The sequence below is a fragment of the Ruegeria sp. AD6 genome (genome assembly GCF_056542325.1).
Map to the genome: position 1 here is coordinate 1 of NZ_JBQFZQ010000001.1, position 14,586 is coordinate 14,586.

The 14,586-nt window shown below is 60.0% G+C and carries 12 protein-coding genes and 1 tRNA gene; 7 read left to right on the forward strand and 6 right to left on the reverse strand.

Annotated elements, in window-relative coordinates:
• Positions 1 to 85 precede the first annotated feature (85 nt).
• The 3 genes from ACR0KJ_RS00005 to ACR0KJ_RS00015 all read right to left on the reverse strand — a co-directional run bounded on the left by ACR0KJ_RS00005 (position 86) and on the right by ACR0KJ_RS00015 (position 1,825).
• Positions 86 to 160, reverse strand: a tRNA-Gln gene (locus ACR0KJ_RS00005).
• A 94-nt stretch (positions 161 to 254) separates the two neighbouring features.
• Complete coding sequence (locus ACR0KJ_RS00010) at positions 255 to 1,244, reverse strand: NADPH:quinone reductase (protein ID WP_170452279.1); 990 nt, start codon at positions 1,242 to 1,244, stop codon at positions 255 to 257.
• 116 nt (positions 1,245 to 1,360) lie between these two features.
• Complete coding sequence (locus ACR0KJ_RS00015) at positions 1,361 to 1,825, reverse strand: SH3 domain-containing protein (protein ID WP_170453126.1); 465 nt, start codon at positions 1,823 to 1,825, stop codon at positions 1,361 to 1,363.
• A gap of 195 nt (positions 1,826 to 2,020) precedes the next feature.
• Here ACR0KJ_RS00015 and ACR0KJ_RS00020 point away from each other — a divergent pair, with 195 nt between their 5' ends.
• The 5 genes from ACR0KJ_RS00020 to ACR0KJ_RS00040 all read left to right on the forward strand — a co-directional run bounded on the left by ACR0KJ_RS00020 (position 2,021) and on the right by ACR0KJ_RS00040 (position 9,471).
• Positions 2,021 to 3,007, forward strand: a complete 987-nt coding sequence (locus tag ACR0KJ_RS00020) for a 2-hydroxyacid dehydrogenase (protein WP_170453125.1) — start codon at positions 2,021 to 2,023, stop codon at positions 3,005 to 3,007.
• A gap of 20 nt (positions 3,008 to 3,027) precedes the next feature.
• Positions 3,028 to 3,489, forward strand: coding sequence for a GFA family protein (locus ACR0KJ_RS00025; protein WP_480626260.1), 462 nt, complete (start codon positions 3,028 to 3,030; stop codon positions 3,487 to 3,489).
• Positions 3,490 to 3,515: 26 nt separating this feature from the next.
• A complete protein-coding gene (gene ggt, locus ACR0KJ_RS00030) occupies positions 3,516 to 5,309 on the forward strand; it encodes a gamma-glutamyltransferase (RefSeq protein WP_480625674.1) in 1,794 nt (597 codons plus the stop codon).
• An 83-nt stretch (positions 5,310 to 5,392) separates the two neighbouring features.
• Positions 5,393 to 6,799 carry an FAD-binding oxidoreductase gene (locus ACR0KJ_RS00035; protein ID WP_480625675.1) on the forward strand — a complete coding sequence of 469 codons (1,407 nt, stop codon included), beginning with the start codon at positions 5,393 to 5,395 and terminating at the stop codon, positions 6,797 to 6,799.
• Positions 6,800 to 6,963: 164 nt separating this feature from the next.
• Complete coding sequence (locus ACR0KJ_RS00040) at positions 6,964 to 9,471, forward strand: GcvT family protein (protein WP_480625676.1); 2,508 nt, start codon at positions 6,964 to 6,966, stop codon at positions 9,469 to 9,471.
• A gap of 267 nt (positions 9,472 to 9,738) precedes the next feature.
• Here ACR0KJ_RS00040 and ACR0KJ_RS00045 read toward each other — a convergent pair whose 3' ends face one another.
• Both ACR0KJ_RS00045 and ACR0KJ_RS00050 read right to left on the reverse strand, forming a co-directional pair.
• Positions 9,739 to 10,383 (reverse strand): DUF938 domain-containing protein, encoded by a 645-nt coding sequence (locus ACR0KJ_RS00045; RefSeq protein ID WP_170452270.1) that lies wholly within the window; start codon positions 10,381 to 10,383, stop codon positions 9,739 to 9,741.
• Complete coding sequence (locus ACR0KJ_RS00050; RefSeq protein ID WP_480625677.1) at positions 10,380 to 11,453, reverse strand: NAD(P)/FAD-dependent oxidoreductase; 1,074 nt, start codon at positions 11,451 to 11,453, stop codon at positions 10,380 to 10,382. The genes ACR0KJ_RS00045 and ACR0KJ_RS00050 overlap by 4 nt, the downstream gene beginning before the upstream one ends.
• A gap of 185 nt (positions 11,454 to 11,638) precedes the next feature.
• On the opposite strand from ACR0KJ_RS00050, the gene ACR0KJ_RS00055 reads away from it, so the two are divergent.
• Positions 11,639 to 12,037 carry a hypothetical protein gene (locus tag ACR0KJ_RS00055; protein ID WP_170453124.1) on the forward strand — a complete coding sequence of 133 codons (399 nt, stop codon included), beginning with the start codon at positions 11,639 to 11,641 and terminating at the stop codon, positions 12,035 to 12,037.
• A 3-nt stretch (positions 12,038 to 12,040) separates the two neighbouring features.
• On the forward strand, positions 12,041 to 13,273 hold the full coding sequence (locus ACR0KJ_RS00060; protein ID WP_480582385.1) for an HlyD family secretion protein: 1,233 nt from the start codon (positions 12,041 to 12,043) through the stop codon (positions 13,271 to 13,273).
• A gap of 138 nt (positions 13,274 to 13,411) precedes the next feature.
• On the opposite strand, the gene ACR0KJ_RS00065 is transcribed toward ACR0KJ_RS00060, so the two are convergent.
• Complete coding sequence (locus ACR0KJ_RS00065) at positions 13,412 to 14,581, reverse strand: acyl-CoA dehydrogenase family protein (RefSeq protein ID WP_480625678.1); 1,170 nt, start codon at positions 14,579 to 14,581, stop codon at positions 13,412 to 13,414.
• Positions 14,582 to 14,586 lie beyond the last annotated feature (5 nt).

Genomic DNA, 14,586 nt, shown 5'->3' on the forward strand with positions numbered 1-14,586 from the left:
CAGCTCGAATCGTCAAAAACTAAGTCCCTGAAAATTAGCCACAATCGGCAACCAATTATTCAGTGTGTGATTTAATGGAAAATCATGGCTGGGGTGGTAGGATTCGAACCTACGATACACGGTACCAAAAACCGCTGCCTTACCACTTGGCTACACCCCAACGGTGAGCGGCTATCTACGATTGTTGTTGGCGGGGTTCAAGGGCTTTTGGGTAAAAAATGCGACTGCCTTGGAAAAATATTTTTGGCCGGTCGTCAGGTGGTTTTCAACAGCACTGCGCCGTTGCGATTGCCGGTTTGGACAAGGTCATGGGCGGATGCGCAATCCTGTAGCGGCAGGATCGTTTCAACCGGGCAAATCAAGCTGCCATCTTCCAATGCTGCATGCAGCCGATTGATCGCCGCAGATCGCGGTGCAGGCGGCAGAAGGTAGATCAGGATAAGCTCAAGCGTCACAGCTTTGAACATCAGGGGGTAAAAGGGCAGGGTGGGGGACATCTCCTGCGCAGAGCCGAACGCGTTGATACGTCCATTCTCGGCGATCACGGCAGTATTTGTTTCAACATTCCGGCCAAATTCAACATCGACGATTCGGTTGATCGGAACGCCATCATTGGCGGCAAGGATTTGCTGGGCCAGATCGGGATCGCTGTAGTCCAGTACCGTTTCCGATCCGGCCTGTCGCACGCGCTCATAGTTGCGAGGGTGTGCAGTGCTAATGACACGGGCGCCTGCCCATTTCGCCATTTGGACGGCCAGATAGCCGACCGTGCCTGCTCCGCCGTGGATCAAAATGGTTTGGCGTTCAATTTCACCGCCTGAAAAGACAGCGTGGCTGGCCGTCAGGCCCGGAATGCCAAGAACTGCCCCGGTTTCCAGGGAGACGGCGTCCGGGAGGGCAACCGCCTGATCCGAGGGCAGTGTGATTTGGGTGGCCGCTGTTCCCAAGGCGCGATTCCACTGGCCATTCCATATCCAGACGCGCTGACCCAGCCGCGATTTTGGAACGCCTTCTCCAACGGCAGAGATTACACCGGACCCGTCGCTGTGGGGGACGATAACCGGGAACGCAGGTTTCGTGACCCCGGGTCTGGATCCGGCACGCGCTTTGACGTCCGAGGGGTTCACACCGGAAAAGGCCAGATCAACGGTCACGTCACCTGGGGCCGGAGGCACGTCGGGAAGGTCTTGCAGTTTCAGAACGTCTGACGCATCGCCGAATGCTGAATATGTGATGGCTTTCATGGTGTCCCCTCGGCCCTGTCAGGTCAATTTAGCTGCGTCGCGGGGCATTGCCAGAGATTCGAACCTCGGTCGCGCCCGAACGATTGCGCGGTGCAGCCAGCACAAGGCGGTGGCTCTTACTCGCGGATTTCGGAGGGTTCGACGCCCCAGAGGTTGGATTTCAAGGTCCAGCCGCGATAGCCGCCTGCGGATATACGGCACCAATCCAATGAGCAGGTGCCAAGGCGGGCGACGACTCCGGTTTCGAAATGCGCATTGATCTGAGAATTTGGGTCAGGGCGGGCGTAGACGGGCAACATATCGGATTCGATCAGAACGGTCCGAACACCTGACAGCAACGCGTAATGGACCCAGCCGCCTGCTCCGTCACGGTCCTGTACCTTGCGCCAGTTGCCATACTCTGCCGTGATCTGCAGCGGCATGCCCCGACGTTTGAACACCCAGTCGATTCGATGGGTCAGGGACGGGCCGCGCCGCACATTCCCCTCGGCCGCTTTCATCGAGACATAGCGGGGCAGGGGCAGATTCGTGACAGGGCCGCGCGCCTCTTGCGTCGCGGCGGCGATTGGGCCGAACGCCATAAGAACCACGGTAAGGATCGCCAAACAGCGGCGTTTCACCGGTAGAAGACCACTCACTGACTGTCTGCTCTTGTGCCTGTTGATCTGCTTTCGAAAAAAGGTCGACTCAATGCCTTAGGGGTTCTTGTGCCCCGCCTTATCCTGCGCCACGATGCCATGGAGCGCGCGCGTTTGCAAAGCGATGGGAGGGCTGAGGTGCCAAGAGAACGTCTGAGTGTTGTTGTAACGCGACGGTTGCCCGAGGCAGTGGAAACGCGGTTGAGCGAGTTGTTCGATGTTCGCCTGCGCGAGGATGACGCGCCCATGACACGCGAAGAACTGGTCGCGGCGGTGCAAGAGGCCGATGTGCTGGTACCCACAGTGACCGACACAATTGACGGTGGATTGTTGGGGCAGGCGGGTGAGAACCTGCGTCTGATCGCAAACTATGGCGCGGGTGTCGATAATATCGACGTGGCCACAGCCCGGCAGCGCGGCATTCTGGTGTCGAACACGCCGGGTGTGCTGACCGACGATACGGCCGACATGACCATGGGCCTTATTCTGGCGGTTACGCGCCGCATTCCCGAAGGGTTGGCCGTGATGCAGCAGGGCGATTGGGCCGGGTGGGCACCCACAGCATTGCTGGGTGGCCGGATCGGTGGTCGACGTCTGGGCATTCTGGGCATGGGCCGGATTGGGCAGGCCGTTGCCCGCCGTGCCAGCGCCTTTGGCATGCAGGTGCATTATCACAATCGCCGCCGCCTGCGCCCCGAGACCGAGGAAGAGCTTGAGGCGACCTATTGGGAAAGCCTGGATCAGATGGTGGCGCGCATGGATGTGATCTCGGTCAATTGTCCGTCAACGCCATCGACCTTTCACCTGATGAATGCGCGACGGTTGAAGCTGATGAAGCCCTCGGCAGTGCTTGTGAACACGTCGCGGGGTGAGGTGGTGGACGAGAACGCCCTGACCCGCCTGATCCGCGCGGGTGAGATCGCCGGGGCCGGGCTGGATGTTTATGAACACGGCACCAATGTGAACCCGCGCCTGCGGCAATTGCCGAACGTTGTGCTTCTGCCGCATATGGGGTCGGCCACGTTGGAAGGGCGGATCGAGATGGGCGAGAAGGTGATCATCAACATCAAGACGTTTGAGGATGGCCACCGCCCGCCGGATCAGGTTGTGCCCGCTATGCTATAGCGCATTGGGAAAGGACTGTGATGGAGGTTTATCGGGCCGGATGCCGCTGTGGCAGCGTGCGCGTAACGGCAAATGGGCCTCCGTCGCGGGTTGGGATGTGCCACTGCCTTGACTGTCGTAAGCATCACGGAGCGTTGTTTTATGCCGCTGCCATCTTTCCCACGGACGCGGTTGAGATCAGCGGAGAGGTCCGCAGCCATGCAGGGCGGTCGTTCTGTCCGATCTGCGGTTCGCCGGTATTTGCCCAAACCGGAGAAGAGGTCGAGGTTCATTTGGGCAGTTTTGACCAACCCGACCAATTGAAACCGACATATGAATGCTGGACAATCCGGCGGGAAGGCTGGCTGCCCGAATTTGAGGGCATGCAACGATACGATCGGGACCGCGCAGATTGGGTGATGAACGGTGTGGCGGAACTCTGCCGTCGTTCGGTTCTGTATCAACCGATGGTTGCGGTGTTGCGGTGGCCCGTACACTGTTGAAAGCAATAGTTGAATTGGAGGATACGATGCGTTCCGGTTATATTTCAGGTCTCATACTGTCTGCGATCACGTTTTCTGCCCCTTCTGTTGCGCAGGAAACCGCAGATGCGGTTGCGCCCGAAGGGGCAACGGAAGGTCAGGTTCAGGCCCTTACCGAAGAAGTGGTTGCCGCGCTTGAGGCGAAGGCCGCAGGCGTACCGGTGCAATCCGACAATTGGATGGTCGCCGCCGCCAATCCGCTGGCCGTCGAAGCCGGGGCGCGGGTGCTGCGCGCAGGTGGCTCGGCTGCGGATGCGATGGTTGCTGTTCAGGTCGTTCTGGGGCTGGTCGAGCCGCAATCCTCGGGTCTTGGGGGCGGGGCATTTCTGGTTTGGTACGATGCCGCCACAGGAGAATTGACCACGCTGGACGGGCGCGAAACGGCCCCACTGGAGGCGACGCCGAGGCTGTTTCACGATGAAAACGGCGAACCGCTGAAATTCTTCGACGCGGTTGTCGGCGGGCTGTCGGTGGGTACTCCGGGAACGCCCGCGCTGTTGGAAGAGGCGCACCGCCGCTGGGGCCGCTCACCATGGCCCGGCCTGTTCACAGATGGTATCCGGCTGGCCGAGGACGGCTTCCTTGTGTCGCCACGCCTCGCCACGCTGGTCGAGAATGATGCCGAACGGCTTTCCCGCTTTCCGGCAACGGCCGAGTATTTCCTGCCCGGCGGCGAACCCTTGCAACAAGGGCAGCGATTGGTGAACCCCGACTATGCAGAGACGCTGAGGACACTGGCTGCCGATGGGGCCGTAGGGTTTTATGGCGGTGATATCGCCGCGGGCATCGTAAACACCGTTCGGACCGCTCCGGGCAATCCGGGCGTTCTGTCGGGCATTGACCTTACGCTGTATCAGGTGATCGAGCGTGAGCCGGTCTGCGCCGCATACCGGTCGTTTGATGTATGCGGTATGGGGCCCCCTTCGTCGGGCGCGCTGACTGTGGGGCAGATTCTGGGCAAGCTGGACAATTTCGACCTGTCCGCCATGGGGCCAGACAGCATGGAAGCCTGGCGTTTGATCGGAGACGCCTCGCGCCTCGCCTTTGCGGATCGGGGGCGGTACATGGCGGACAGCGATTATGTCCCCATGCCGACCAATGGTCTGGTGGACCCGGACTACCTGTCGGAACGCGCTGCCTTGCTGAACACCGAAAGCGCGCTGACCGAGGTCACGCCCGGCAATCCCGAATTCGACCACGCGTTGAACTGGGCCGATGATGCCTCGCTGGAACTGCCCTCGACCTCGCATATCTCGATTGTGGATGGCTATGGCAATGTCCTGTCGATGACCACGACCATCGAAAACGGCTTTGGCTCGCGGCTGATGACCAACGGGTTTCTGTTGAACAACGAATTGACGGATTTCTCGTTCAAGACCCATTCGGACGGAGTACCCATTGCCAACCGGCTGGAGCCCGGCAAACGCCCCCGCTCGTCGATGAGCCCGACGATTGTGATGCTGGACGGCGCGCCGGTTCTGGCCATTGGATCGCCCGGCGGCAGCCGTATCATTGGTTACGTGGCCAAGTCGATCATCGCCTGGGCGGATTGGGGCATGGATGTGCAGCAGGCCGTCTCGCTGCCGCATCTGGTAAACCGGTTCGGCACCTATGACGTTGAACTGGGGACCACCGCCGAAGGTTATGTCGATGCCCTGACCGAGCTTGGGTTCGAGGTGAACCCCCGCGACCTGACCTCGGGCCTGCACGCCATCGAAATTCGCGACGGGCTGAGCGGTGGCGCGGACCCTCGGCGCGAAGGCATCGCGCTGGGCGAATAGGTCTTGGGACTTGTCCCGCGTTGCCTGGCCTTTTAGTCATGAACTGAAAGGCCCGGCACCCTGTCGGGCAGGGGAGAACCAAGATGGTGCAGGCAACCGCGCTGCCCCGCAATGACGCGGGTATTGAAACGGCGATTGGAATTCTGAAACAGCGCTTTGGCGACCGGCTTCAAACCAGCGCCGCGATCCGGGAACAGCATGGTCACACCACGACGTGGATCGCGAACCAAAGCCCCGATGCCGTCGTCTTTCCGCAGACGACCAGCGAGGTCGCCGACATCGTAAAAACCTGCGCGGCCCACAAGGTTCCGGTGATTGCCTTCGGCACCGGCACCTCGCTTGAGGGGCACGTCAATGCGCCAGCCGGTGGGGTTTGCGTTGATCTGATGCAGATGAACAGGGTGCTGGCGGTAAATGCCAGCGATCTGGATTGTGTCGTGCAACCCGGCGTCACCCGAGAGGACCTGAACACCCATCTGCGCGATCAGGGCTTGTTCTTTCCCATCGATCCGGGGGCCAACGCTTCGCTGGGTGGAATGGCCGCAACGCGGGCCTCGGGCACCAATGCCGTGCGATACGGGACCATGCGCGACAACGTGCTGAGCCTTGAGGCCGTGATGCCAGACGGGCAGGTGATCCGAACCGGGAACCGCGCCAAGAAGTCTTCGGCCGGCTACGATCTGGCCCGGCTGCTGATCGGGGCCGAGGGGACGCTGGGCATTATTACGGAACTGACGCTGCGGTTGCACGGGATACCCGAGGCGATCAGCTCGGCCCGCTGTTCTTTCCCAACCATCGATGCCGCGTGTCAGGCGGTGATGATGACAATCCAATACGGCATCCCGGTCGCGCGGATTGAACTGCTGGATGAGATGTCGGTTCGGGCCGCGAACGCCTATTCTGGCCTGACGTTGCCCGAAACTCCGCTGTTGCTGCTGGAATTCCACGGGTCCGAGAATGGCGCGGCGGAACAGGCCGCAACCTTTGGTGAGATCGCCGCTGAATTCGGGGGTGCCGATTTCGCTGCGACCTCGACCACCGAAGAACGCAACAAGCTTTGGCAGGCGCGTCATGATATGTATTGGGCCTGCCTGCAATTGCGCCCCGGCGCACAGGGCATATCGACGGATGTCTGCGTTCCGATCTCGCGCTTGGCCGAAGCGGTTGGTGCCGCGCAGGGCAAAGCCGCCGAACTGGACCTGATCGCGCCGATTGTAGGGCATGTGGGCGATGGGAATTTCCACACGTTACCCCTGATCGATATGGACAACAAAGATGAGGTTGCCAGGGCCGATCAGTTCGTTGGCTGGCTGAACGATCTGGCAATCTCGATGGATGGAACCTGCACGGGTGAGCACGGAATTGGTCAGGGAAAGCGCCCTTATCTGGTCAAGGAACTTGGCGCTGCGACCCGGTACATGGCCACGATCAAGGCTGCGTTGGATCCGGACAATATCATGAACCCGGGAAAGATCGTTCCGGACCAATAGCCCGCTGTATCGCGGGGCCATATTCGCTGTCTCACTGCGACTTTTTAGGACACTGATTCAGCCTGCGGGTCGTTTTTTTCTTATCACCGGTCGGATGAATGTCGCGCCGCGCCCTGGATTTGCGCCATATGGGTGCAACTGAATTCAAGGGGAGACGCCCGGTTATGAAAACCCAAGTCAAAGCACTGGTTGTTGGCGGCGGTGCCGTCGGCACCTCGATTGCCTATCATCTGGCCAAAGCGGGCTGGGACGATGTGATGCTGATCGAACGGGATGAGCTGACCTCGGGCTCGACCTGGCACGCGGCGGGCCTGCTGCCGCTGTTCAATATGTCCTACGCGACGACCCATATCCACAAATACTCGGTCGATTTCTACAAGACGCTTGAGGAAGAGACCGGCCTGAACGCGGGCTTCGCCGTGGTGGGCAACCTGCGCATGGCGCAGACGCAGGAGCGTATGGATGAATACATGCTCTATGCCTCGACTGCCGAGACCTGCGATGTCGCTTATGAATGGCTGACGCCCGAACAGATCAAGGACCGCTGGCCGCTGATCGAGACCTCGGATCTGAAAGGCGCGATTTATCACACCGAAGACGGCTATATTAACCCGGCCGACGTGACGCAGGCCATGGCCAAGGGCGCGCGCCAGCGCGGCGTGGACATCGTACGCAAGATGCAGGCCGATGCCTTCCACTGGAACGGCACCCATTGGGAAGTCACCTGCACCAAGATGATCGAAAAAGGTGGTAACCTTATCCCGTCCGATGAGCAGGTGGTGATCACCGCCGAGCATGTGGTGACCGCATCAGGCAACCACGCGCAGCGCACCGCCAAGATGCTGGGCATCAAGATGCCCGCGATCCCGGTCGAGCACACGTTCATCGTCATGGACAAGGACCCCGAACTGGTCAAATGGCGCGAAGCGGGCAACCCCGAGCATCCCGTTGTCCGCGACGCCGACAACGAATCCTACGCGCGTGAGGAACGCGGCGGCTGGATTCTGGGCATCTACGAACATGGCGCGCCCGCACAGTTCGAACATGGCGTGCCCGACAGCTTCCGCGCCGACCTGTTCCCGCTGGATCTGGACCGGATCGCCGATCAGTACATGGCCATGGCCGAGCGCGTCCCCTCCTGCGCCGAATCCGGTCTGAAAGACGATTTCAACGGCCCGATCTGCTACACCCCTGACGGCAACCCGCTGGTCGGTCCGGCTCCGGGCCTGCGCAATATGTGGCTGGCCGAAGGTTTCTCGTTTGGTATCACCGCTGCGGGTGGCACCGGCTATTACCTGGCGCAGATGATGGTCGATGGCGAAGCCGAGATCGACATGGCCTCGCTGGACCCCAAGCGGTACTCGTCCAACTGGATGACCACCGAATTCGCAGCCCGCAAGAACGAGGAATGCTACGAACACGTCTACATCCTGCACCACCCGGATGAAGAGCGTGAGGCTTGCCGTCCGCTGCGCACCGTCCCTGCGTATGACCGCCAAAAGGCACGCGGCGCGCAATTCGGCTGGGTCAATGGCTGGGAACGTCCCAACTACTTTGGCCCGCTGGACGCGGCGGACAATTTCGACAAGGAAAGCCGCTCGTTCCGCCGTGGCGGCTGGTGGCAATATGCCGTCGAAGAAGCCAAGGCGATCCGCGAAGGCGTCGGCCTGATCGATGCCTCGGCCTTCACCAAGCATGTCGTCAAAGGCCCCGGTGCGACCGCGTTCCTTGACTGGTTCACCTGCAACAAGCTGCCCAAGGTTGGTCGTATCAACCTGACCTACGCGCTGACCTCGCATGGCACCACCCGCACCGAATACACCATCGTCCGCAATGGCGAGAACAACTATTACATCGTCTCTGCCGGTGCCTGGACCGAGTATGACGCCGACTACCTGCGCAAGGCGGCCGAGGACAAGATGGAGGAGTTCGGCTATATCGAAATCCAGGACGTGACCACCCAGTGGGGCGTCTTTGCCATCGCCGGACCTAAGTCGCGTGACGTTCTGAAAGAGATCATCAAGGACGCCGACCCGGACACTGCGTTGTCCAACAAGCGCTTCCCGTGGCTGTCGGCGCGCCAGATCGAACTGGGCATGTGCCCGGTCAACGCGATCCGCGTGGCCTATACCGGTGAGTTGGGCTGGGAACTGCACCACCCGATCGAGATGCAGAACTACCTGTTCGACCTGCTGGAAAAAGCCGGTGAGAAACACGGCATGAAACTGGTCGGCGCCCGCGCCCAGAACTGGCTGCGGCAAGAGAAATCCTATCGCGCTTTCGGCACTGAACTGGGCCGCGACGCGACCCCGCTCGAGGCCGACCTGCCGCGTTTTGTCGATCTGTCCAAGGATTTCCACGGCAAGGCCAAGCTGGAAGAAACCGGCGTGCGCGTGAAATGCTGCACGCTGCTGATCGACGGGCCGGACGATGCCGATCCGTGGGGCCGCGAGGCGCTCTATACGCCGGAAGGTGAGCGCGTGGGACGTCTGACCTCGGGTGGCTACTCGGTGGCGTTCGAAAAATCCATCGGTTTGGGATACGTGAAACCCGAACTGGCGGTCGAAGGCACCAAGCTGCAGGTCAAAATGCAGGACAAACTGTGGGATGCGGTTGTCACTTGCGACAGCCCGTATGACCCGAAAAACGAGGTCATCCGCAAGGACGGCTAATGGGTCGCAATAAATGGGCCGCCTGCGGCGCCCCATGCCTCCGGCGGAGGTATTTTTGAACAAGAGAAGCGGGGGCTGGTCACAAGATTCAGCCCCCCTGCTTTTGGCGAGGGGGGCCTTCTCCTGTTACGGTCATCGGCGCCTCCGCCTGTACCGCAAAAACACTGTCGCCGATCAGAGTTAACGATCCGTTACTTCTTCTGTTCAAAAATACCTCCGCCGGAGGCAAGCCTGCGACAGCAGGCTTTTTGAACAAGGCCGGCTGACTTATGCCGTGGCAATGAAGGCCAGATTGTTTGCGGGCATTTCAACGGTTTCGACGCGCTTCATCCCCTTGGCAAACAGCATTGATCGAATGTCGGCATCGTTTTTGTAACCAATTTCGGGGTCCTGCAGGACAAGCGCCTCATGAAACCGTTTATCTCCGTCACTGGTCAACAGCCCGTCCCGTTTGAACGGGCCGTACAGAATAAAGCGCCCACCGGGTGAGAGCTTTTTTGCGGTTTCCGACACCAGAGTTTCCGCCTCTTCCCAACTGATCAGGTGCAGCAGATTAATCAGCACGATCAGGTCCTTCGGCGCGAATTGCTTGCTCCAACCCGCTTGCGTTGCGTTCAGTTCCAAAGCCGGTGCGATGTTGGGGAGATTGAGTGCATATGCATCAATGCTGGCGCGGCGTTCGGGATCAATCTCTGTCGGCTGCCAGAACAGGTTGGGCAAACGCTCGGCAAAGGCGCAAACATGCTGGCCCGTGCCGCTGGCGATTTCGAGGGCGGAGCCGTCGGAGGGGGCCCACGCTTCCAAAAGGTCACTCAGAACGCCTGCGTTCCGGGTGGCGGCGGGCGCGACCAGTTTGCCGTTTTCCGCCGGGGTGGCGACGCTGGCATTTGGCGGAGGGATGCGCTTGCTCATCTGTTCAATCGGTCCGGGGTTAGCATGTCGATGATGGTTTGATCAAATATCGGAGTGTTTCCGACAACAAGATCTGCCAGAAACTGAGAAGCGGCTGGCGCGCTTTGGAACCCGTACCCGCCCTGACCAACGCACCAGATAAACGACCGTTCCAGCGGGTCGGGGCCCAACACCAACGTCCCATCTGGCGCAAAGCTGCGCAACCCGGCCCAGTTTGTTTCAATCCGCGTGACAGGTTCGGTCACCAAAGCCTCATACCGCGCCAAGCCTTCGGCCAGTACCATGTCGTCCGCATAGGCGTCATGCGGTGTAACCGGTGTTGCGTCGGCCGGAGATACCAGCAACTTGCCCGCATCCGGTTTAGCATACCAGCTTTCGTCTGTGCCCAGCATCATCGGCCAGCCCGAGACGTCGTGCCCTCCTGGGGCCGGGATTCGCGCCATGGAACGGCGGCGCGGGGTGATGCCGATGGGCTGAACGTCGGCCAGTTGTGCAATCTCATCCGCCCATGCGCCTGCCGCGTTGATCAGGTAGCGGGCGTCGAATACGTCTCCGGCCTCGACCCGCCAATGCGCCGATTTGTGAATGGCTGTCACCTTGTGCTTTGTCAGCACGGCCCCGCCATTTCTGCGAATGGTGCGCGAGAAATCCTGCATCAGGCGGTCCGTGTCGATGTCAAACGCGGCTTCGCTGAGTGCGGCATAGCCAACACCTGCGGGATCAAGAATTGGTATTCGGGAAACTGCATCTTCGACCGACACCCTGCTCATGTCGAGACTGCTCAGGTCAGCATTGAAGGCTTCACGCTGATCTTTGGCTGCGACCAGCATCAGTCCACGGGGTGTAAGGTAGCCTCCGTTCTCTGTATGCAGAAACCGGGCGCTGGCTTTGTTCAGCTCTACCACCGATGGTGGGCCGTAATTCTGCTCGAACAGGGCGGCCGATCGACCGGATGCATGATACCCAACTGCATCTTCTGCCTCCAACACGGTTACGGACCCGTGCTGTGACAGCCGGGCGCCTGCGCTCAGCCCTGCAATGCCGCCGCCGATGATGAGGAAATCAATCATATCATGTGCTTTCATTTAGGCAGGTACCCCAAAGGGTTTCAGGTTTCATATCGGTGTCTGAGGTCCCTGTTCGTCTCGACAGTCGGTCCGTGGACTATAAGCAAGCTTGAATTTGTGCTTCAACCCGGTCAAAGAAGTAGCAAAACAAACAGGAGGGTAAGGTGACCGCAGCAGAGCTTCATCCAATGGCCACCGGGCATATTCCCAGATACGTCGTCGCAGCCGACGGAAGCGATTACCTTTTCTCCGCCATGGTCGTTTTCTTTGTGGTGCTTGTGGTGCTGATCGGTGTTGGCTACCTGACACTTCATTCGGTTCCCGAGAAAATGGCGCATGAAAACAACCATCCGCAGTTCCAGTTGGTGGGAATTCTGGCGCTGTTGGCCCTGTTCACGCATAACGGAATTTTCTGGATTGCGGCCATTCTGGTTGCCGGGTTCCAGTTCCCGGATTTTGCGACACCGATGAAGAACATTGCCGACGCTATTCGATCTTTGGGTCGGTCACCTGTGCCAGAGACGCTACCCGAAGCGCCGCCCCCAGCCGCGCCGAGTGCGGACAAAACCGAAGCGCAGGAGCATTAAGTCATGATCGAGACGATGATCTGCGCCCTGATTACGGTGCTGCCCGACTATCTGTTCCGCCGCTTTGTCCAAGGTAAGCGGATCGGGCATGAGATTACGTTGTTTACCATGTGGTATGAATTGCGCTGGGGGCTGACCACCTGTGCCATTCTGGCCCTGACGGTAATCACCACGCTGTTCTATTTCCACCCGGCCAGCACAACCGCTGCGTCCTATTTCCGGACGGTCACCATCCTGCCGCAACTGGGTGGGCGCGTGTCCGAGGTCTACGTTCGCAACAACGAATTGGTGCAGGCGGGCCAGCCGATTTTCCGGATCGAGGATTTCACTCAGCAGGCGCAGGTTCAGGCCGCGCATGCGCAGGTTGCTCAGGTGCAGGCCTCGCTGAAAGTGGCCGAAACCGATCTGGCCGAAGCCGACGCCGGGATCGCCGGTGCCCGCGCCGCGCTGGATCAATCGCTTGAGGATCTGGAACGCAATACCACGCTGCGGGATGAAGGATCGAGCGCCGTTCGTCTGACCGAGATCGAGCGGTTGGAGAACCTGGTAGAGGAGCGCGAGGCGCAGGTCACGGCTGCGGAATCCCGGCGTGCGGCGGTGGTTCAGCAGATCGAAGAGTTGATCCCGGCCCAGCTAGCCAGCGCCAACGCCCAACTGGACGCCGCGCTGACCGAGTTGGACAAGACCGTGATCAACGCCGGAGTAACCGGTCGGGTCGAACAATTCGGGCTGCAAGTGGGGGATTACGTCAGCCCGCTTTTGCGACCTGCCGGTATTCTGGTGCCGTCGCATTTCGGGCATGACAGGTTTCAGGCTGCATTCAACCAGCTTTCTGCACAAGTCATCAAACCCGGCATGATCGGAGAGCTGGGTTGCATGACCAAACCCTTTACCGTGATCCCGATGGTCGTGGTCGAAGTGCAGGACGTGATCCCCTCGGGCCAGATCCGCCCGTCGGATGAGTTGCGGGACGTGCAGACCAACAACAACCCCGGTTCTATTCTGGTGTATATGGAGCCACTGTATAAAGGCATGACCGACGACATTCCGCCGGGCAGTAACTGTCTGGCAAATGTCTACACCGACAACCACGAACGGCTAGAGCATGAAGACCTTGGGTTTTGGGAAGGGGCCTTCCTGCATGTCGTCGACACCATCGGCGTGGTTCATGCTGCGGGATTGCGTCTGCGACTGATCCTGATGCCGGTGAACACTCTGGTCCTGACCGGCCATTGATCTGTCTTTGACCCCGGTCGTCAGACCGGGGTCGTATGCGGACCGGTAAAATTCCAGCACGCAAAGCGGTTTGAATTGATCTGTAGGCAGGCCGATGTGCTTCAGGTGACAGATGAAACTTTGAGGATGAATGCCCCGTCAAATCCCCAGTTGTGACGCTGCCAGATTGCGCAGCACCTCATCCGTGCCGCCGCCGATGGTCATCACCTTCACTTCGCGGTAAATCCGTTCCGAGGCCGTCCCCCGCATATATCCCGCACCGCCCAGAATCTGCACCGCCTCATCGGCGCAAAATTTCAGCGCGTCAGTTGCTGTTACCTTGGCCATCGAGGTGCGGGCGACGTGGACGTTCAAGGGGTCAGCGCCCTGCATGTAGCGCCAGATGATGTCATAGGTCAGGGTTCGGGCCGCATCGATCCGGGCCGCCATGTCGATCAGCTTGTGCTGAATGGCCTGACGCGCTGTCAGTGGTTTGCCGAAGGCGGTGCGTTGTCTGGCCCAGGCCAGGGCCTCGTCGTAGCAGACCTGCGCCATTGTGTAGGCATGCACCGCCAGGGCCAGTCTTTCATTGTTGAAGTTTAGCATGGCCGCCAGAAAGCCTTCGCCTTCCATACCCACCAGATTTTCAGCCGGAACGCGGCAGTTGTCGAAATGCAGATGCGCGGTGTCCGACGCCCACCAGCCCATCTTTTTCAGTTCTGTCCGGGTCAGCCCCGGCGTGTCGCCTTCGACAACCAGAAACGAGATGCCGGTCATGCTTTGATCGTCAGGATCTGTGCGCACAGCCACGGTCAGTTGATCGGCCTGCATGCCCGAGGTGATAAAGGTCTTTTCCCCGTTCACGATGTAATGGTCACCATCCCGGATCGCCGTGGTGCGCAGGGCGGCCACGTCCGATCCTCCGCCGGGCTCGGTTATGGCCAGCGCCGCGATGCGGTCGCCTGCGATCACCGGTTTCACAAACTTTTCAAGCAGTGCCGCGTTGCCGCTTTGCGCGATCGGAGGCAGCGCAATCGAAAAAGACCCCAGCGAGGCTGCAACGCCCCCCGCACCACAGCGCGCGATCTCTTCGGTGCCGACCACTTGCATGAACAGATCACCGTTTGCGCCCCCCAGATCTTCGGGGAAGGCGACGCCCTGAAATCCAACCTCGGCAGCTTTCTTGTACAGCTCGCGGGGAAGGCGACCGGCGTCTTCCCATGTGTCGATATTGGGCATGATCTCGGCCTCGACAAAGGCGCGCAGGCTGCTGCGGAAGGCCTGATGTTCTGCGCTGAAATGACGGTCGGGTCGCGTATTGTCGTACATGATGC